Below are 17,422 nucleotides of genomic sequence, written 5' to 3'. Positions count from 1 at the left end.
CGCGACAGACACCGGCGACAATTGAAGAGAGGAATGCCATGAGCGCCGAGGACAGGCTGAAGGAACTGGGGCTGACGCTGCCGGAGGTGCCGACCCCGGTCGCCACCTATGTCAGCTTCAAGCAGGTCGGCGACATGGTCTATCTCTCCGGCCAGGGACCGAAGCGGGCAGACGGCACCTATCCGACTGGCAAGGTCGGCGCTGATGTCACGATCGAGCAGGCCTATGAGCACGCCAAGCAGACGGGTCTCGGCCTGCTCGCCGCCATGAAGAAGGCGACCGGCTCGCTGGACAAGGTCGAAGTGGTCAAGCTGCTGGGCATGGTCAACGCGGCGCCCGAGTTCTCCGATCATCCCAAGGTCATCAATGGCTGCTCGGACCTGTTCGTGGCGGTGCTCGGCGATCGCGGCCGCCATGCCCGTTCCGCCGTCGGCATGGGCTCTCTGCCGAACCGCATGACCGTCGAGATCGAAGTCATCATCAAGGTGCATCCATGAGCGTGACCGCCACCACCTCGTCGGCTGTCGACCAGCCGGCCGCCACGCCGCTTGCGGCCGAGATTGCGCGCGTCTACGGCACCCCCGCCGTGGTGATCGATCTCGACAAGGTCGATGCCAACATCGCCAGGCTCCAGGCCGCCTGCGATGCCGCCGGCGTCGCCAACCGCCCGCATATCAAGACGCACAAATCGCCCGAACTGGCGCGGCTCCAGGTCGAGGCAGGCGCGCGCGGCATCACCTGCCAGAAGCTCGGCGAGGCCGAGATCATGGCCGATGGCGGCCTCGACGACATCATGATCAGCTACAACATCCTCGGCGAGGAGAAGCTGGGGCGCCTGGGTGCCTTGCAAAGGCGCGTCCGGATGATCGTCGCGGCCGACAATCCGGTCACGATTTCCGGCCTGCCGCGGGCTGCCGAGATCGCCGGGCGCGACCTCGAAGTCGTCGTGGAATGCGATACCGGCCGCAAGCGCGCCGGCGTCGAGACACCCGCAGAGGCGGTCGAGCTCGCGAAGATGATCGAAGCATCGCCCGGCCTGCGCTTCGCAGGCTTTCTGATGTATCCGCCGGAGGATGGCTGGGAGCGGACGCAAATCTTCCTCGACACCGCCAATGCCGGGCTGCGCGATGCCGGCCTCAAGGCCGACATCATCTCGACCGGCGGCTCGCCCAACATCCCCAACATGGGCAAGCTCAAGGGCGCGACCGAGCACCGCTCCGGCACCTCGATCTTCAACGATCGCATGCAGATCGCGGCCGGGGTCGCGACGCTCGAAGACTGCGCGCTCACGGTCTATGCCTCGGTGGTGAGCCGGGCAGCACCGGAGCGCGGCATTCTCGATTCCGGCTCGAAGACGCTGACCAGCGACAAGGGCAACCTCGACGGCCACGGCTACATCCTCGAATATCCGAGGGCGCGGATCGCGCAGTTCGCCGAGGAACACGGCTTCCTCGATCTCTCGGGCTCGAACGAGCGGCCGGTGGTCGGCGAGGTCGTGCGCATCGTGCCGAACCATGTCTGTGTCGTGGTGAACATGGTCGACCGGCTGATCACCGTGCGCGGCAACAAGCTGATCGGCGAGCTGCCCGTGGCCGCCCGCGGCAAGCTGACGTAAGGTGGGCTGACGTCAGGCGGGCTGACGTCAGGATTGTCAGTTCTGTAGAATTCGCGAGCCCTTCAGGGTCATGTCGGAGGACGCTTTCGCTGTGAAGCGTCCGCTGGCCTGCATCGTGATATCGCGGCCGTGCAGCTCGGCGGTCCCGTCCCTCTTCAGGTTCAGCCGGGCATCGCCACTTCTCAGCAGCGTTGCATCCGCGCTCGTTGCCGTAAGGGTCTTGCCTGCGACGATGTTCATTTCGCGCTCGGCTTTGATCGCCAAGGTCTTGGCGCTGGCGAGCTCGAGATTCACCGTCGCATTCAAGGTGAAGTAGCGGGTATCGAGCGTGATTCCCTGCCCTCCGGCGATCTGAAGCCGCCCGGCGACGGCAAGGCTCATATTGCTGCCGATGGAGAAGGCGAGCGTGCTGCCGGCCTGGATCGCGCAAGGGCCGCCGCTGAGGATCGTCAATCGGCTCGGCGCGCTGATCGTCATGTTGCCGCCTCTGTCAACCGAGATCGCCTGCGTCAGGAGCGCGATCTGGGCTTCGAGCGCCGCGATGCGCCGCTGAAGGCTATCGACATCCGCATCGGCCATCGTAGCCTCCCGTCAATCGGCAACGACAAGGTGACGAAGCGTCAATCTAGCATGCCGAACTCGCGTCGAGGAAGGACTGCAACGGCTATCCCTTGTCCGGATGCCGGGCGTTCCAGTTGGCGGCGTAGTCGTCGCAGAGCTTGTCGAGCTCGGCCCGGTCGGTGACTCCCGCCGGGCGACTGCGCGAGGGCGCGACCTGCTGGAACGGCACATAGCGCTGATGCGCCACGCGCCAGAGCCGGCGCAGCTCTTTCAGCGGATCGGCATGGTCGTCGACACGGATGTCGAAGCTCGGGACCGGCTCGCCATTCCAGATGCGTATGGCGGCGGACTGCTTGCCGCGCTTGTCGCCGCCGGCCTTCTCGCCGGCTTCGAGCGCCACCAGCAGGCGCTCGTCGAAATCGAGCGCGGAAGCGGCGATATAAGTCTTCAGCGTCTCCTGCACGACCTCCGGCCCGGCGAGCATGTTGCCGGCGACAGAGACCTGCGGCCCGTCCACCGCTCCGCACCAGTCGATGCAGGCCGCGCCCGTATGGGCGGCAATCCTGCCGTCGCGGTCGATGACGTGGAGCTGGCGATGGGCACGGCCTTCGTCTGCCGCCGTCAGCGTCGCGACGATCTCGAGCGCCGAGCGCCCCTCCTGCAGCAGCCTCAGGCCATCGACGCCGTAGAGCGGATTGACGAAGGCCTGCGTCGCAATGGCGCCGATCCGGCCGCCGCCATACGGCACGCGCGAGCCGACGGCGAAGGCGCAGGTCGAGACGGCGACGCCATAGGCGCCGGTGGCAGCGTCGCGCGCGACGATGGACCAGGTCATGCGGGCTATCCCTCAGCGGCCGGCGGCATAGGCCTGCATCAGACGCGGCGTCGCGGCCGCGCGCAAGAGCCCGTCGGCGCTGCGTTCCGCCGCGGTGAGCCGCCCGACCGTCCAGGCCGGCGCCTTCTCCAGCATATGGCCGCGGCGCTCCAGCTCGGCGAGCGCGGCCGTGCCGATGCTCTCCTCGATCATCATATGGCCCGGCCGCGAGGAGCGCGGATAGAAGGAGGAAGGGAAGTGCTGCGTATGGAACAGCGGCAGGTCGATAGCCTCCTGCAGGTTGAGGCCGTGATGGACGCGGCGCAGGAAGAGGCCGAGCTGCCACTGCTCCTGCTGGTCGCCGCCGGGCGTGCCGAAGGCGAGCCGGGGCTCGCCCTTCTCGAAGGCGATCGACGGCGTCAGCGTCGTGCGCGGGCGTTTTCCGGGCGCGAGCGAGGAGGGCAGGCCCTCTTCCAGCCAGAACATCTGCGCGCGCGAGTTGAGCGGGAAGCCGAGTTCCGGGATAACCGGCGAAGATTGCAGCCAGCCACCGGAGGGCGTGGCCGCGATCATGTTGCCCCATTTGTCGATGACGTCGATATGGACGGTGTCGCCCTTGCGCCCGGCCGCGACCATCGAGGCCATGGTCGGCTCGCCCACGCTGGCGCCCCCCTGGCCCGGCTGGGCGATGGCGCCGAGCGCCTTCAGCGCATGCGCGACCTGGTCCTCGTATCCGGAGACGATGCCGGGCCGCAACTCCAGCGAGGCGCGCTCGCCGATCAGGCTTCGCCGCGCGGCGGCATAGTCGGCCGAGAGCAGGGTCTCGAGCGGGACCTTCACGAAATCCGGGTCCCCATAATAAGCCTCGCGGTCGGCGAAGGCGAGCTTCATCGCTTCCACGACATGGTGGACAAATTCCGGGCTCGCCGGCCCCATCCCGGCGAGGTCGATGCCCTCAAGGATCTTCAGCGTCTGGAGGAAGGCCGGGCCCTGACCCCAGGGGCCGATCTTGAAGACCTCCCAGTCGTGATAGGTCACCGAAGTCGGCGTCTCGTAGGTCGGCTTGTAATTCGCCATGTCCTGCGCGGTCAGCAGGCCCTTGTTGCGCCGGCCGGAGGAATCCATCACTTCCTGCGTGCGGCAGAAGCGATCCATCGCCTCGGCGACGAAGCCCTTGTACCAGGCGTCATAGGCGCCCTGGATCTGCTCCTGGCGGTCGCTGCCTTTGGCTTCCGCCTCGGCGAGGATGCGCTTGTAGGTCGCGGCGGCGGCCTTGTTGGCGAAGAGCTTGCGCGCTTCGGGCACGTTGCCGCCCGGCAGGTAGACCGCGCCCGATGTGGACCATTCGTTGGTGAAGAGGTCGGTCAGCTCCCGGATCGAATCCGAGACGCGCGGCAGCATCGGGTGCCCGTTCTCGAAATAGCCGATCGCGGGTTCGAGGACATCGCGCAGCTTGAGCCGGCCATGGTCGCGCAGCAGCGTCATCCAGCCGCCGAAGGCGCCGGGAATCACGGTGGCGAGCAGGCCGGAGCCGGGGATCAGGTCGAGGCCGAGCGCCTTGTAGGCGGCGATGGTCGCCGCCTGCGGGGCCGGTCCCTGCGCGCAGAGCGTCTCGACCTTCTTGGTTTCAGCCGAATAGAACACGGCCGGCATATCGCCGGCGGGGCCGACGAGGTGGGGCTCGACGACCTGCAGCACGAAGGCGGCTGCTGCGCAGGCATCGAAGGCATTGCCGCCCTTCTCCAGCATCGCCATGCCCGAGGCGGTGGCGAGCCAATGCGTCGAGGTGACGACGCCGAAGGTGCCGAGGATTTCGGGGCGGGTCGTAAACATGGGCGTGTCCTTGAAAGCCTAGTTTTCTTTTGGATCGAGCGCGTCGCGCAGGCCGTCGCCGAGCAGGTTGAAGCCGAGCACGGCGAGGAAGATGCAGACGCCCGGCGCCACCGACATCCACGGCGCCTGCTCCATGAAGTTCTTGGCGACGTTGAGCATCTGTCCCCAGGACGGCGCCGGCGGCTGCTGGCCGAGGCCGAGGAAGGAAAGGGCGGCTTCCAGGATGATCGCCTGCGCCATGAACAATGTCGACTGCACCACGATGGGGGACAGGGTGTTGGGCAGCACATGGCGGAACATCAGCCTCGCGTCCCGCGCACCGACCGCGCGTGCTCCCTCGACGAAATCCTCCATCTTCACGCTCATCACCTGGCCGCGCATCAGCCGGATGAAGATCGGCACCGCCGCAAGCCCGATTGCGATCATCGCATTGGTCAGCGACGGACCGAGCACGGCGGCGAAGGCGATGGCGAGGATCAGGAACGGGCAGGCGAGCAGCGCCTCGGTGACGCGCGAGATCACGATGTCGGTCCAGCCGCCATACCAGCCGGCCAGGAGCCCGAAGGGCAGGCCGATCGCCACCGCGATCAGCACCGAGACGATCCCGGCGAGCAGCGAGGCCCGCGCGCCGAAGAACAGCCGCGAGACCTGATCGCGCCCCAGCTCGTCCGTGCCGAACCAGTATAGCTCCGAGGGCGGCTTGCGGATGGCGAGGAAGTTGGACTTGAACGGGTCGGCCAGCGGCAGGATCGGAGCGAGCACCGCCATCAGCACGAAGATCAGCACGAGCCCGCCGCCGATCAGTGCGGACTTGTTGCGGACCAGCCGGGCGAGAACGCCGGGGCGCGCCGTGACGCCGCTCGCGGCGCCCGCGGAGGAAATGGAATCGAGCGATGCCATCAGCCGGTCCTCAGGCGCGGATTGACGAGGATGTAGAGGATGTCGGCCACGAGGTTCATCAGGATGAAGCCGATGGCGGTGCACAGCACGACACCCTGAACCACGCCGTAGTCGCGGTTGAACACGGCATCGACGATGAGCTTGCCGAAGCCGGGAATGGTGAAGACCTGCTCGGTCAGCACCGCACCCGCCAGCAGCTCGCCGAAGAGCAGGGTCGTCAGCGTGATGATAGGCACCAGCGCGTTGCGAAGCGCGTGGCGGTGCACCACCGTATCCTCGTCGAGCCCCTTGGCGCGGGCGGTGCGGACATAGTCCGAGCGCAGCACTTCGAGCATGGCCGAGCGGGTATGGCGCATCAGGAAGGCGGCAAGTCCGTTGCCGAGCACGAAGGCCGGCATGATCAGCCGTTGGATCGCCTCCCAGGGGTGGACGAAGATCGATTCATAACCCGAGGCCGGCAGCCATTTCAGGTGCACGGAGACCAGCAGGATCAGCATGATCCCGAACCAGAAATTCGGGATCGATAGCCCCGACAGCGCGACTGCGCTGGCGGAGTAGTCGACGATCGTGCCCTTGCGCCGCGCCGCCAGGATCCCGATCGGGATGCCGATTGAGATCGCGACGAGGATCGAGGCAGTGGCGAGCTGGATCGTCACCGGCAGCTTCTGCAGGATGAGCCCGAGCACGGGCTCGCCCGTGCGCAGCGAGCGGCCGAAATCGCCTTGGACCACCTGTCCGAGCCAGGCGAAGAACTGGACGAAGATCGGATCGTCGAGCCGATAGATCTCGCGGAGCCGCGCGATCACCTCCGGATCGCGCTCCTCGCCGGCGATGACGAGGAAGGGGTCGCCCGGCAGCGCGCGCTGCAGGGCGAAGACGAAGAGCGATACCAGAAACAGCGTCGGTATCGCGATCAGGAAGCGGCGGATGATCAGGGTCGCCATTGGTCGCTCCAGCCGTCATTGCGAGCGAAGCGAAGCAATCCAGGAGGGCGTAGAGCACGGCCGCCGCTGGATTGCTTCGTCGCTACGCTCCTCGCAATGACGGCCATGGCAGCAGCCGCGCCATGGCCCACCAGTCCGCAGGCTCTCACGAGCGCTTCAGCCCCGCCAGCCGGATCATCCCGTCCGGGTTGATCACGAAGCCCTGCATGTTCGAGCGCATCGCAAAGAACACCGTCTGGTTATAGAGATAGATGATCGGCAGCTCGTCCTGCAGGATCTTCTGCGCCGCGTCGTAAAGCTTCTTGCGCTCGGCCGGCTCGTAGACCGTGCGGGCCTGGTTCAGCAGGCGGTCGACCTCCGGGTTGGAGTATTTGCCGTCGTTCTGTCCGCCGCCCGTGGTGACGAAGGGGTGGATGTTGCCGTCCGGATCGATGCGGCCGGACCAGCCGATCCGGCTCATCTGGAACTTGCCCTGCTGCTGGTCGCGCAATTGGCTGGCGAATTCGGTCGAGCGGATCTGGATGTCGATGCCGGCCTCCTGCGCCATCGCCTGGATCACCTGCCCGAGCTGGGCATCGACGGGGTTGTTGGTGACGAAGAGCTCGGCCGTGACCTTGGGCTGCCCGGCTTCCTTGAGCAGAGCCTTGGCCTTGGCGATGTCGCGGGCGGGAACCGGCAGATCGGCGCTGATGTAGAAATTGCCCGGGTTGAACGGCTGGTTCATCGGCTCATAGAGCCCTTCGAACACGACCTGGCTCAGCACCTTGCGGTCGATGGCGAGCGAAAGCGCCTGGCGCACGCGCTTGTCCTGGCCCACCGGCTGTTTCGCGGCCTCGCCGTTGTTGGTGTTGATGGTGATGCCCTGGTAGCCGAGATTGGCCATGCTCATGACCTTGAGCGATTTGTCTGATTGAGCCGATTTCACGTCGGTCGGCGCCAGCCGCTCCAGCATGTCGAGCTCGCCCGAGCGCAGATTGGCAAGGCGGACGGTCGTGTCGGGGATCGAGCGATAGAGAATGCGGTCGAAATTGTACTTGTCCGCTTCCCAATGCTCCTTGAACTTTTCCAGCACGATGCGGTCGTTCTGGACGCGTTCGACGAACTTGTAGGGGCCGGAACAGACCGGCTTTGCCGTGACATCGCCGGAAAGGCTTTTGGGCGAGAGCATCATGCCAGCGCGGTCGGTAAGCTGCGAGAGCAGCGTGGCGTCGGGCCGCTTCAGCTTCAGCACCAGCGTCGTGGCGTCCGGCGCCTCGACCTTGTCGACCGAGGCCAGCTCCGATTTGCGCAGCGAGTCCGGCAAGGTCATCGCGCGTTCGAGGTTGGCCTTGGCGGCTTCGGCATTGAAGGCCTCGCCGTCATGGAACTTCGCATCGCTGCGGAGCTTCATCGTCAGCGTCAGGCCGTCGGGGGAGAAGTTCCATTCCGTCGCCAGCCGCGGGACCAGCTTCAGTTCGGGCGTGATGTCGACGAGCCTGTCGCACAGCCCCATGAAGACGATGCGGCCGACGAAGGTGCGTGCCTTGTGCGGGTCGAGCATGTCGGGGTCTTCCTGCAGCCCGATGCGCAGGGTCGAGGGCGCCTGCGAGAGTGCGGGAAGCGTCGCCAGCGCGAGCGCGGCGGCCGAGACTGCAACCTTCAACAGCTTCATGCTTCTCCCCCTTGTGCCGATTGTCAGAACCGCACCCGGCCGGCTCGCTTCGCACCGCCACGCCGAATTCGTTCCTCATGGCACCAACCTGACTCAGAATGGCGGGGCCGTCGATCATGCGCCGCATCAATTCGCAGGCAGCGCTGCCTGATCGAGAGGCAGAGCTGAACGTCGATCGAGCAAGGCCACGACGCATGCCTTCAGGAGGACCGGCGGATGCGGCGATGGCAGTCGCCTCGACACTAATCGGCCGCTAAAACGGCAATCATAGAACCGAGCCGGATGGCCGAGGGAGAGGACCGCATGCTGCTGGGCGTGATTGCCGATGACATGACCGGCGCGACCGATGTCGCGCTGATGCTGAACCGCGCCGGCATGCGGACCGTCCAGGTCATCGGCGTGCCGCCGGCCGGCAGCACGCTGCCGGAGGCCGATGCGGTCGTCGTCGCGCTGAAGTCGCGGACGAATCCGGTGGCCGAGGCCGTCGCGGATTCGCTCGCCGCCTGCGAAGCGCTTTTGAAGGGCGGTGCGCGCCAGATCCTGTTCAAATACTGCTCGACCTTCGATTCCACGGCCGAGGGCAATATCGGCCCGGTGGCAAATGCGCTGGCGGAGCGTCTGGGCGCCGGGCTCGCCATTGTCTGCCCGGCTTTCCCGGCCAATGGCCGCTCGATCTATCAGGGCTATCTTTTCGTCGGCGCCGTGCCGCTGCACGAGAGCTCGATGAAGGACCATCCGCTGACGCCGATGCGCGATTCCAACCTGATGCGTCTGATGGCGGCGCAGGCCGGGACGGAGGTCGGCCTCGTTGACTACGTCACTGTGCTGGCAGGCCCCGCGGCGGTGAAGGCGCGGCTCGCCAAGCTGCAGGCGGACGGCGTCCGCTATGCCGTCACGGACGCCCTGACCAACGAAGACCTGATGACGCTGGGCCATGCGGTGTCCGAGCACGTCCTGCTGACCGGCGGTTCTGGCATCGCCATGGGCCTGCCGCAGAATTTCCGCCGCGCCGGCCTCCTGCCGGAGCGTCCCGGGCCGCGGGAGCTCAAGGCGCCCGCCGGTCGTGCCGGCATCATCTCCGGCAGCTGCTCGACCGCGACGCGCGGCCAGATCAGGGCGGCGCTTGAAGCGGGTTATCCGGCGCTCAAGGTCGATCCCTTCGCGCTGGTCGACGGCAGCCAGGATGCGGCCGGCCTTGCCGCCTGGGCGCTGTCACAGCCGGCCGACAGGCCGTTCCTCATCTACTCCAGCGACGATCCCGCCGAAGTCGCAGCCGTGCAGGGCAAGCTTGGCCGCGAAAGGGCGGGCAGCATCGTCGAGCACGCCTTCGCGGAGGTCGCGCGGCGTCTATCGGAGGGCGGCGTGACGCGGCTGCTCGTCGCGGGCGGCGAGACCTCCGGCGCGACCGTGCTGGGTCTCGGCATCCGCACGCTGGAGATCGGCCCGGAAATCGATCCCGGTGTGCCCTGGACGCGCGTCGTGGACGGACCGGATATGGTCGTGGCGCTGAAATCGGGCAATTTCGGCACGCCGGATTTCTTCCTGAAAGCCTGGAGCCTGCTGCGCTGATGGGAGCAGGCCGACCCGAGAATCCCGGCACGAGAGATCTCTGGCGTTCGAGATGCTCGGGTCAAGCCCGGGCATGACGCAACACGACTGTGCCGACGCGCTTCCGTCAGGGTGCGGCGCGCTCTAGGATCGCACGGCAACCAAGAGGCCCGCATGGATATGGCGTTTCTCGGCGAACTTCTGACGAGCGTGGCCGATCGCGGCCGAGCCCTGATCGGTTTCGAGCGCTTCCTCGGCAATCGCGCCCGTCCGATCGACCGGCTCTGCGAGGATCTGCTTTCCGGCCGGGGCGAGGCCTCCGGGATGGCGTTGGCGCAGGCGGTGCTCGAAGCCTGGCAGCGGCTCGACAAGCCTGGCCGGCTCGCCTTCTTCAACCTGCTGCAGGAGCGCTTCGGGCCGGATCACGACCGGCTCGACAGGGCGATCGAGGCCTATCGCACAAAGCCCGATGCTGCCGCGGTCTCGGCCCTGCATCTTGCTGCTGAGCCGCGCCGGCAGGAGCTGTTGCGCCGCTTGAACCTCGCGCCGGAAGGCACGCCGGTGCTGGTGCGGATGCGCGAGGCGCTGTTCGAGGCGATGGAGACTCAAGCCGACCTCAAGGCGATCGACGACGATTTCCGCCACCTCTTCGGTTCCTGGTTCAACCGCGGCTTCCTCGTCCTGCGCCGCATCGACTGGCGCACGCCCGCGAATGTGCTGGAGAAGATCATCCGCTACGAGGCGGTGCACGAAATCCAGGGCTGGGACGATCTCAGGCGCCGGCTCGAGCCGGCCGACCGGCGCTGCTTCGCCTTCTTCCATCCGCAGCTCGTCGATGAGCCGCTGATCTTCGTCGAGGTGGCGCTCACGACGGATATTCCGCGCAGCATCGGAGAGGTGCTCCAGCCAGAGCGCGAGGTCCTGCCGGCGCAGGCGGCGACGACGGCGGTTTTCTATTCGATCTCGAACTGCCAGGAAGGCCTGCGCGGCATCTCTTTCGGCAATTTCCTGATCAAGCAGGTCGCCGAGGACCTGAGGCGCGAGCTGCCAGGCCTCGACACCTTCGTCACCCTCTCGCCTGTGCCGGGCTTCGCCCGCTGGCTCGCCGGCGTCGCGGCCGAACCCGGCGATGTTGCGCTCACCAACGAGGAGCGCTCCGAGCTTGCCCGGCCCGCCGGCGAGACCATCTCGCTCGACGATGCGACGAAGGCACGCCGCGACAAGCTGCTCGGCCAGATGACCGCGGAATACCTGCTGCGGGCACGCACGGCCTCGGGCCGGGTCATCGACCCCGTCGCGCGCTTCCATCTCGGCAACGGGGCGCGGCTGGAGCGCATCAATGTCAGCGGCAATCTCTCTGCGCGGGGCCTGCGCGAGTCGCATGGCGTGATGGTGAACTACCGCTACGACCTCGACGACATCGAGACCAATCACGAGGCCTTCGCCACCCGCAACACGGTCGTGGCCTCATCCAGTGTGCGCAAGCTCCTGCGCCCGGCGACGAGTTGAGCGCGATGCAGACCCCGTCAGCCCTCATCCTGAGGAGCCGCGTCAGCGGCGTCTCGAAGGATGCTCCAGGAGGCTCCGCAGCCATCTGGACCATCCTTCGAGACGGCCCTGCGGGCCTCCTCAGGATGAGGGCTGCACATAAACGACGCTGACACGGAAACGCCTGAAAGGACCCGAAATCATGGGCAATCACCTGTTCGACCTGATCCGCTCGCGCATGCCGGCGCCGGATGCGCTCTTCGCCGAGCTCGATGACAGCAGGCGCTTCTCCTATGGCGACATGCTTGCCGTCTCCGCCCGCTTCGCCAATGCGCTCGTCGAGCTCGGCGTAAAGCCAGGGGACCGCGTGGCTGTTCAAGTCGAGAAGAGCTTCGAGGCGCTGATGCTCTATCTCGGGACGGTGCGGGCGGGCGCGATCTTCCTGCCGCTCAATACCGCCTACACCCCCGCCGAGATCGAGTACTTCCTCGGCGATGCCGAGCCTGCGGTCTTCGTCTGCGATCCCGCGAAGGCCGAAGCGCTACGTCCCTATGCCGAGAAGGCCGGCGCGAAGCTGGAGACGCTCGGGGTCGGCAATGGCAGCCTGCTCGACAAGGCCAATACGGCTTCGGCCACCTTTGCCGATGTCTCGCGCGGGCCGGACGACCTTGCCGCCATTCTCTACACCTCCGGCACGACCGGCCGTTCCAAGGGGGCGATGCTCAGCCACGACAATCTGTCGTCCAATGCGCTGGCGCTGGTCGACTACTGGCGCTTCGGCAAGGGCGACGTCCTGCTGCACGCCCTTCCGATCTTCCACACGCACGGCCTCTTCGTCGCGACGAATGTGATCCTCCTCGCCGGCGCCTCGATGATCCTGTTGCCGAAATTCGATCCGGATCAGGTCTTCAAGTACCTGCCGCAGGCGACGAGCATGATGGGCGTGCCGACCTTCTATGTTCGGCTCTTGCAGGATGCCCGCCTGACAAAGGAAGCGACGAAGCATATGCGCCTGTTCGTCTCCGGCTCGGCTCCCCTGCTGGCCGAGACGCATCGGGAGTGGAGTGCCCGCACCGGCCACGCCATCCTCGAGCGCTACGGCATGACCGAGACCAACATGAACACCTCGAACCCTTATGAGGGGGATCGGGTAGCCGGCACGGTCGGCTTCCCGTTGCCGGGCGTCTCGGCGCGCGTGGTCGATCCCGAGACGGGCAAGGCGCTGGCTGCCGACGAGATCGGCATGATCGAGGTCAAGGGCCCGAACGTCTTCAAGGGCTACTGGCGCAATCCCGAGAAGACCAAGGCGGAGTTCCGCCCTGACGGGTTCTTCATCACCGGTGACCTCGGCAAGATCGACCCCGCCGGCTATGTCCATATCGTCGGGCGCGGCAAGGACCTGATCATCACCGGCGGCTACAACGTCTATCCGAAGGAAGTCGAGACCGAGATCGACGAGATGCCGGGCGTAATCGAGAGCGCAGTCATTGGCGTGCCGCATCCGGATTTCGGCGAGGGCGTGACCGCGGTCGTCGTCGCCAAACCCGGCGCCGACATCACCGCCCAGGCCATTGCCAAGGCGCTCGAGCAGCGGCTTGCCAAGTTCAAGCAGCCCAAGCAGGTCTTCGTCGTGCCCGAGCTGCCGCGCAACACCATGGGCAAGGTCCAGAAGAACCTGCTGCGCGAGCAGTACAAGGACATCTACGCCAAGCAGCTGAAGGCGGGGGAGTAACGGCCCGCACCGTCATTCTCGGGCGAAGCGCAGCTTCGACCCGAGAATCTCATGCAGGATGAGGCGCTTCTCTTTCCAGAGATGCTCGGGTCAAGCCCGAGCATGACGCTTGGTTGAAACGGCTCACAACAGCGCGGGTACACCGAGTTCGATCGTGTCGCCATCGGCGGGAATGCGCAGGCGCTGCATGTCGACGCCGCGCTCCTTCGCTGCCTTCCGCAAGGCAGCCCGCGTCACCGTGGCGTGGTCGAGCGCTTCCATATGCGTCGCGATCACGGTCGCGCGCGGGAAGGCGTCGGCGACATCGAGCGTCTGCTCGTCGTCCATCACGATCAGGGTGTTGTCCCACATCGCGCCGCAGGAATGCGTGACGATGATGTCCGGGCCGGTCGCGGCCACGGCGTCGCGCAGCGGCGGATAGAGCACGCTGTCGCCGCACCAGTAGATGGTCGGCTCGCCCGGCGCTTCGAAGCTGAGCCCCATCACCGGCCCCATCGTCTCGACGACCGCGCCGGTGCCGTGCTGGGCCGGATGCCGTTTCAGCACGATCGAGCCCAGCCTGACGAAGCAGTCGATCGCGGTGATCGAGGAGAAGCCCGCCTGCGCGATCGCCGCCTCGTCGCCGGGCTGGCAGATGACCGGCAGGTTCTTCGGGATGCGCTGTTTGGCGATGTCGTCGAAATGGTCGGCATGGAGATGCGAGACGATCACCGTGTCGACGCCGGCAAGGATGTCCTCGATCGGCTCGGGCAGGTCGACCATCGGGTTCTGCGAGCGTCCGGTAAAGGAGCGGCGGCTGTGCCGCGGGCCGAAATCGGGGTCGATCAGGAAGGTCCTGCCGCCATAGTCGAGTTTCAGCGTCGCGTTGCGGAGAAGTTTGAGCTTCATATCCGTCGGCTCCTCGGGCATCGGACCGAAAAGTGGAATGCACTTTTCGAAAGATCCGATGTTAGGACAAAGAGCTGGATCGCCACTTTGCGTCCGAATAGGACGCGTGGCGATCTAGTCTCGGGGCGGGCATTGTTCCGCATCCCGACACGGTGAGACCAGTTCGGATTTGTGAAGCTCTTCCCACGTTCGCGTGAGGTATCAGGCTGGCGCAAACTGGCCATAAGGTACGCTCCGGCGCGCGGTGCGCAGCGCGCTCGCCCACCAGTGGAGCTGCGCCAGCATCGTCGCCATCGCCTGTTCGGTACGGTCGGCGTTGAGCAGGCCGCCCTCCGCATCGAAGCGGCTCCAGACATCCGCGAAGGCGACGCCGTCGCGTATCGGCGCGGCGTGCAGCTCTCCGAAGACGAGGCGCAGTTGCTCGACGGCGCGCAGGCCGCCGGAGATGCCGCCATAGGAGACGAAGCCGACCGGCTTGCCGCGCCATTCCGGCCCGACCGCGTCGATCAGGAACTTCAGGATCGCCGGATAGCCGCGATTGTATTCGGGTGTGACCACGACGAAGCCGTCTGCCCAGTCGATGACCTGCCGGAGTTCTTCGAGGGCAGGGTGCTTGCCGCTGACATGGCGCGGCGGCAGGTCGATGTCGCCGGGATCGACGACGGCAAGGTCGAAGGGGCCGTCACCCTCGATCTGCGATATCGCCCAGCCGGCGACCTTGTCGCAGAAGCGGCCTTCGCGGCTGCTGCCATAGATCAGGGCGAGCCTGATCCTCGTATCGACCTTCTGGTGCATGGAAACGCTCCGGTTTGCATCACGGGAGCAGGGCTTATAGAACCTCAAGTAAGGTTAAGGTCAAGAGGTGTTTCCGATGTCCCAGCATTGGTCCTTGCCGGGCGAGCTCAGCGTCGGCGACGTCGCGCGCCGCAGTGGCCTCGCCGTCTCGGCGTTGCATTTCTACGAGGCGGAAGGGCTGATCCGCAGCCATCGCACGCCGGGCAACCAGCGCCGCTACCCGCGCGAAGTGCTGCGCCGGGTCGCGATCATCAAGGTGGCGCAGCGCGCCGGCATTCCGCTGAAGACCATCGGCGAGGCCTTCAAGGCTCTGCCGCAGGAGCGCACCCCGACCGTCGCCGACTGGACGCGGCTCTCATCAGCCTGGAAGGCGGAACTCGAGCGCCGCATCGACCGACTGACGCGGCTGCGCGATCATCTCAATGGCTGCATCGGCTGCGGCTGTCTGTCGGTTCGAGACTGCCCGCTGCACAATCCGCTCGACCGGCTGGGCGAAGAGGGGCCGGGTCCGCGCCTCCTCGATCCGGATTGAGAGGTGCCGGAAAGCGCGCCTGTGACTTTGTGCGGAAACACGCCGTCGTCGCTCCGGGCCGAGCCCGGAATGACGTTGAGGAGGGGTGAGCTAGAAGCTCAGTCCGCCTTGTAGAGCGTATCGAGCGGCAGGCGTGCGACATCGGCCATCAGTTGGACAAAGCCTTTCGCCTGCAGTGCGGCGGTGGCCTTGCCCTTCTCCGCCGTCGCGAGGCTGGCGTCGCCGACCGCGCCGGAGCGGTTCACGTCCTGCGCCATCCAGGCGAAGGCATGCGGGCCGGTCGGCCGCAGATGCGTGTAGCCTTCCTCGGCCATCGTCACCGTATGCGGCTTGAAATACTCGGCCTTGCTCATATCGACGAGGTCCGGCCGGAAATGCAGCATCAGAGAGGTCTCGACATCGCCGCCATGGATGCCGTGGCGGATATCGAGCTCGCCATAGAGCCCGTCGGGCAGGCCGAAGGACATCCAGGCGGTGCAGATGGCGAGCATGCCGTGGCCGACGCGCAGCTCCCGCGCGACGATCTTCATCGGGTCGACATTGCCGCCATGCGAGGTGATCAGCACGAGCTTGCGGAAGCCCGCCCGCTTCACGCTCTCGCCGATCTCGATCCAGGAGCGGATCGCGCTCTCCCAGCCGATCGTCAGCGTTCCCGGCGAGTGCAGATGCTCGTTCGACTTGCAGACCGCCTGAGTAGGCAGGACGAGCACGTCGAGATCGGCCGGCACCAGCGGCATCGCCTCGGCCAGCATCGCGTTCATGACGGTGGTGTCGACCGAAACCGGCAGGTGAGGGCCGTGCTGCTCGATCGCAGCCAGCGGCAGCACCGCAACGGTGCGCTCGGGCGAGAGCACGGCGAAATCGGAACTCTTCAGGTCGCCCCAGAAACGTGCGGTCATGATCAGGCCTGTCAGGAGCCGGCGCGATTGCCTCGTTTCTGTGCAGAAACCCGGTGGCGCGGCGTTGCATTGTCCCGCCGTCCTATCGCATGGGATAAGGAGACGGGCCAGTGGCCGGTCCGGCGGCAGGCGCAGGGGAGATATCGAGATGACGACGATGAAATATCGCGTGAACCGGCGCGCCGCGCTCGGCCTGATCGGCGGTTCGACCGCATCCCTGCTCATCCCCGTGCCGGGCGCGCGCGTCAATGCGCAGACGCTCGACAAGGTCAGCTACCAGACCAATTGGCGTGCCCAGACCGAGCATGGCGGCTTCTATCTGGCCGCGACCAACGGCATCTACAAGAAATACGGCATCGAGGTCGACATTAGACCCGGCGGCCCGCAGCAGAACCCGACCCAGCTTCTGCTCGGCGGCCGCGTCGACATGATCATGGGCAATTCGCTGGAGGCGTTGAGCTTCGCGCAGGAGAACCTGCCCTTCCTCTGCATCGCCTCGATCTTCCAGAAGGACCCGCAGGTCCTGATTTCGCATCCCGGCCAGGGCAACGACACGCTCGCCGACCTCAAGGACAAGCCGATCCTGATCGGCGCGCAGGCCCGCGTCGGCTTCTGGCCGTTCCTGAAGCTGAAGTTCGGCTATCGCGACGAGCAGATCCGCCCCTACACCTTCAACATGGCGCCGTTCCTGGCCGACAAGAAGATCTCGCAGCAGGGCTTCCTGTCCTCCGAGCCCTTCGTCATCCGCAAGGCGGGCGTCGAGCCGGTCGTCCATCTTCTCGCCGATGCCGGCTTCGAGAACTACAACACCACCATCACGATCTCCCGGAAGATGGCGCAGGAGAAGAAGGAGCTGGTGCAGCGCTTCGTCGACGCGACGCTCGAGGGCTGGGCCGAATACATGAAGGGCGGCCCCGGCATCGCCGCCGCCAACGCCCGGATCCTGAAGGACAATCCCGACATGGATCAGGAGAAGATCGACTACGCCCTCAAGGTGATGAACGAGCGCGGCATCGTGCTGTCCGGCGACGCGCTGACGCTCGGCATCGGTGCGATGACCGATGCGCGCTGGGCGAGCTTCGCCAAGACGATGACCGAGGCCGGGGTGATCCCCGCCGGTGTCGACGTCAGGAAGGCCTACAGCCTGGAATTCGTGAACAAGGGCATCGGCAAGGCCTGAGATGCGTCATGCCCGGGCTTGACCCGGGCATCTTGGAAACCA

The 17,422-nt window shown here is 66.2% G+C and carries 16 protein-coding genes; 7 read left to right on the top strand and 9 right to left on the bottom strand.

Going from position 1 to position 17,422, the window contains the following annotated elements; all coding sequences use genetic code 11:
* The first annotated feature begins 38 nt into the window (after positions 1–38).
* Together AC1DIN_RS05800 and AC1DIN_RS05795 are read left to right on the top strand one after the other, a co-directional pair.
* The gene (locus AC1DIN_RS05800) at positions 39–497 is read left to right on the top strand and encodes a RidA family protein (protein ID WP_476809019.1); all 459 of its coding nucleotides are present in this window, start codon (positions 39–41) and stop codon (positions 495–497) included.
* The gene (locus AC1DIN_RS05795) at positions 494–1,615 is read left to right on the top strand and encodes a D-TA family PLP-dependent enzyme (protein ID WP_476809018.1); all 1,122 of its coding nucleotides are present in this window, start codon (positions 494–496) and stop codon (positions 1,613–1,615) included. Before AC1DIN_RS05800 ends, AC1DIN_RS05795 begins: the two co-directional genes overlap by 4 nt.
* Before the next feature lie 36 nt (positions 1,616–1,651).
* On the opposite strand, the gene AC1DIN_RS05790 is transcribed toward AC1DIN_RS05795, so the two are convergent.
* The 6 genes from AC1DIN_RS05790 to AC1DIN_RS05765 all read right to left on the bottom strand — a co-directional run bounded on the left by AC1DIN_RS05790 (position 1,652) and on the right by AC1DIN_RS05765 (position 8,318).
* Positions 1,652–2,092: a DUF2345 domain-containing protein gene (locus AC1DIN_RS05790; protein WP_476809017.1), complete on the bottom strand. Its 441-nt coding sequence runs from the start codon at positions 2,090–2,092 to the stop codon at positions 1,652–1,654.
* A gap of 187 nt (positions 2,093–2,279) precedes the next feature.
* Complete coding sequence (locus tag AC1DIN_RS05785; RefSeq protein WP_441468684.1) at positions 2,280–3,011, bottom strand: DUF1028 domain-containing protein; 732 nt, start codon at positions 3,009–3,011, stop codon at positions 2,280–2,282.
* A gap of 12 nt (positions 3,012–3,023) precedes the next feature.
* Positions 3,024–4,823, bottom strand: a complete 1,800-nt coding sequence (locus AC1DIN_RS05780; protein ID WP_476809016.1) for a gamma-glutamyltransferase family protein — start codon at positions 4,821–4,823, stop codon at positions 3,024–3,026.
* Positions 4,824–4,841: 18 nt separating this feature from the next.
* Positions 4,842–5,723 (bottom strand): ABC transporter permease, encoded by an 882-nt coding sequence (locus AC1DIN_RS05775; protein ID WP_476809015.1) that lies wholly within the window; start codon positions 5,721–5,723, stop codon positions 4,842–4,844.
* The gene (locus tag AC1DIN_RS05770; protein ID WP_476809014.1) at positions 5,723–6,667 is read right to left on the bottom strand and encodes an ABC transporter permease; all 945 of its coding nucleotides are present in this window, start codon (positions 6,665–6,667) and stop codon (positions 5,723–5,725) included. The genes AC1DIN_RS05775 and AC1DIN_RS05770 overlap by 1 nt, the downstream gene beginning before the upstream one ends.
* Before the next feature lie 145 nt (positions 6,668–6,812).
* Positions 6,813–8,318, bottom strand: coding sequence for an ABC transporter substrate-binding protein (locus tag AC1DIN_RS05765; RefSeq protein ID WP_476809013.1), 1,506 nt, complete (start codon positions 8,316–8,318; stop codon positions 6,813–6,815).
* 303 nt (positions 8,319–8,621) lie between these two features.
* Between AC1DIN_RS05765 and otnK the strand changes: the two genes are divergently transcribed.
* From otnK to AC1DIN_RS05750, 3 genes are all read left to right on the top strand, one after another.
* Positions 8,622–9,887 carry a 3-oxo-tetronate kinase gene (gene otnK / locus AC1DIN_RS05760; RefSeq protein WP_476809012.1) on the top strand — a complete coding sequence of 422 codons (1,266 nt, stop codon included), beginning with the start codon at positions 8,622–8,624 and terminating at the stop codon, positions 9,885–9,887.
* A gap of 153 nt (positions 9,888–10,040) precedes the next feature.
* Complete coding sequence (locus tag AC1DIN_RS05755) at positions 10,041–11,375, top strand: malonyl-CoA decarboxylase (RefSeq protein WP_476809011.1); 1,335 nt, start codon at positions 10,041–10,043, stop codon at positions 11,373–11,375.
* Positions 11,376–11,556: 181 nt separating this feature from the next.
* The gene (locus tag AC1DIN_RS05750) at positions 11,557–13,086 is read left to right on the top strand and encodes a malonate--CoA ligase (protein ID WP_476809010.1); all 1,530 of its coding nucleotides are present in this window, start codon (positions 11,557–11,559) and stop codon (positions 13,084–13,086) included.
* Between the two features lie 123 nt (positions 13,087–13,209).
* On the opposite strand, the gene AC1DIN_RS05745 is transcribed toward AC1DIN_RS05750, so the two are convergent.
* Complete coding sequence (locus tag AC1DIN_RS05745; RefSeq protein ID WP_476809009.1) at positions 13,210–13,974, bottom strand: MBL fold metallo-hydrolase; 765 nt, start codon at positions 13,972–13,974, stop codon at positions 13,210–13,212.
* Positions 13,975–14,175: 201 nt separating this feature from the next.
* Positions 14,176–14,769, bottom strand: coding sequence for an NADPH-dependent FMN reductase (locus AC1DIN_RS05740; protein WP_476809008.1), 594 nt, complete (start codon positions 14,767–14,769; stop codon positions 14,176–14,178).
* A gap of 76 nt (positions 14,770–14,845) precedes the next feature.
* On the opposite strand from AC1DIN_RS05740, the gene soxR reads away from it, so the two are divergent.
* Positions 14,846–15,301 carry a redox-sensitive transcriptional activator SoxR gene (gene soxR, locus AC1DIN_RS05735; RefSeq protein WP_441468673.1) on the top strand — a complete coding sequence of 152 codons (456 nt, stop codon included), beginning with the start codon at positions 14,846–14,848 and terminating at the stop codon, positions 15,299–15,301.
* A gap of 98 nt (positions 15,302–15,399) precedes the next feature.
* Here soxR and AC1DIN_RS05730 read toward each other — a convergent pair whose 3' ends face one another.
* A complete protein-coding gene (locus AC1DIN_RS05730) occupies positions 15,400–16,200 on the bottom strand; it encodes a creatininase family protein (protein WP_476809007.1) in 801 nt (266 codons plus the stop codon).
* A 148-nt stretch (positions 16,201–16,348) separates the two neighbouring features.
* On the opposite strand from AC1DIN_RS05730, the gene AC1DIN_RS05725 reads away from it, so the two are divergent.
* Positions 16,349–17,380, top strand: coding sequence for an ABC transporter substrate-binding protein (locus AC1DIN_RS05725; RefSeq protein ID WP_476809006.1), 1,032 nt, complete (start codon positions 16,349–16,351; stop codon positions 17,378–17,380).
* Positions 17,381–17,422 lie beyond the last annotated feature (42 nt).

It is taken from the genome of Allobosea sp. 05T438 (assembly GCF_056396025.1).
This window is presented reverse-complemented; position numbering and strand designations above follow the sequence as displayed.

Coding starts and splice junctions, on each gene's coding strand:
- AC1DIN_RS05800 (WP_476809019.1), top strand. CDS start 39: ATGAGCGCCGAGGACAGGCTGAAGGAACTGGGGCTGACGCTGCCGGAG.
- AC1DIN_RS05770 (WP_476809014.1), bottom strand. CDS start 6,667: ATGGCGACCCTGATCATCCGCCGCTTCCTGATCGCGATACCGACGCTG.
- otnK (WP_476809012.1), top strand. CDS start 8,622: ATGCTGCTGGGCGTGATTGCCGATGACATGACCGGCGCGACCGATGTC.
- AC1DIN_RS05740 (WP_476809008.1), bottom strand. CDS start 14,769: ATGCACCAGAAGGTCGATACGAGGATCAGGCTCGCCCTGATCTATGGC.
- AC1DIN_RS05775 (WP_476809015.1), bottom strand. CDS start 5,723: ATGGCATCGCTCGATTCCATTTCCTCCGCGGGCGCCGCGAGCGGCGTC.
- AC1DIN_RS05780 (WP_476809016.1), bottom strand. CDS start 4,823: ATGTTTACGACCCGCCCCGAAATCCTCGGCACCTTCGGCGTCGTCACC.
- AC1DIN_RS05785 (WP_441468684.1), bottom strand. CDS start 3,011: ATGACCTGGTCCATCGTCGCGCGCGACGCTGCCACCGGCGCCTATGGC.
- AC1DIN_RS05750 (WP_476809010.1), top strand. CDS start 11,557: ATGGGCAATCACCTGTTCGACCTGATCCGCTCGCGCATGCCGGCGCCG.
- AC1DIN_RS05795 (WP_476809018.1), top strand. CDS start 494: ATGAGCGTGACCGCCACCACCTCGTCGGCTGTCGACCAGCCGGCCGCC.
- AC1DIN_RS05725 (WP_476809006.1), top strand. CDS start 16,349: ATGACGACGATGAAATATCGCGTGAACCGGCGCGCCGCGCTCGGCCTG.
- AC1DIN_RS05730 (WP_476809007.1), bottom strand. CDS start 16,200: ATGACCGCACGTTTCTGGGGCGACCTGAAGAGTTCCGATTTCGCCGTG.
- AC1DIN_RS05765 (WP_476809013.1), bottom strand. CDS start 8,318: ATGAAGCTGTTGAAGGTTGCAGTCTCGGCCGCCGCGCTCGCGCTGGCG.
- AC1DIN_RS05790 (WP_476809017.1), bottom strand. CDS start 2,092: ATGACGATCAGCGCGCCGAGCCGATTGACGATCCTCAGCGGCGGCCCT.
- AC1DIN_RS05755 (WP_476809011.1), top strand. CDS start 10,041: ATGGATATGGCGTTTCTCGGCGAACTTCTGACGAGCGTGGCCGATCGC.
- soxR (WP_441468673.1), top strand. CDS start 14,846: ATGTCCCAGCATTGGTCCTTGCCGGGCGAGCTCAGCGTCGGCGACGTC.
- AC1DIN_RS05745 (WP_476809009.1), bottom strand. CDS start 13,974: ATGAAGCTCAAACTTCTCCGCAACGCGACGCTGAAACTCGACTATGGC.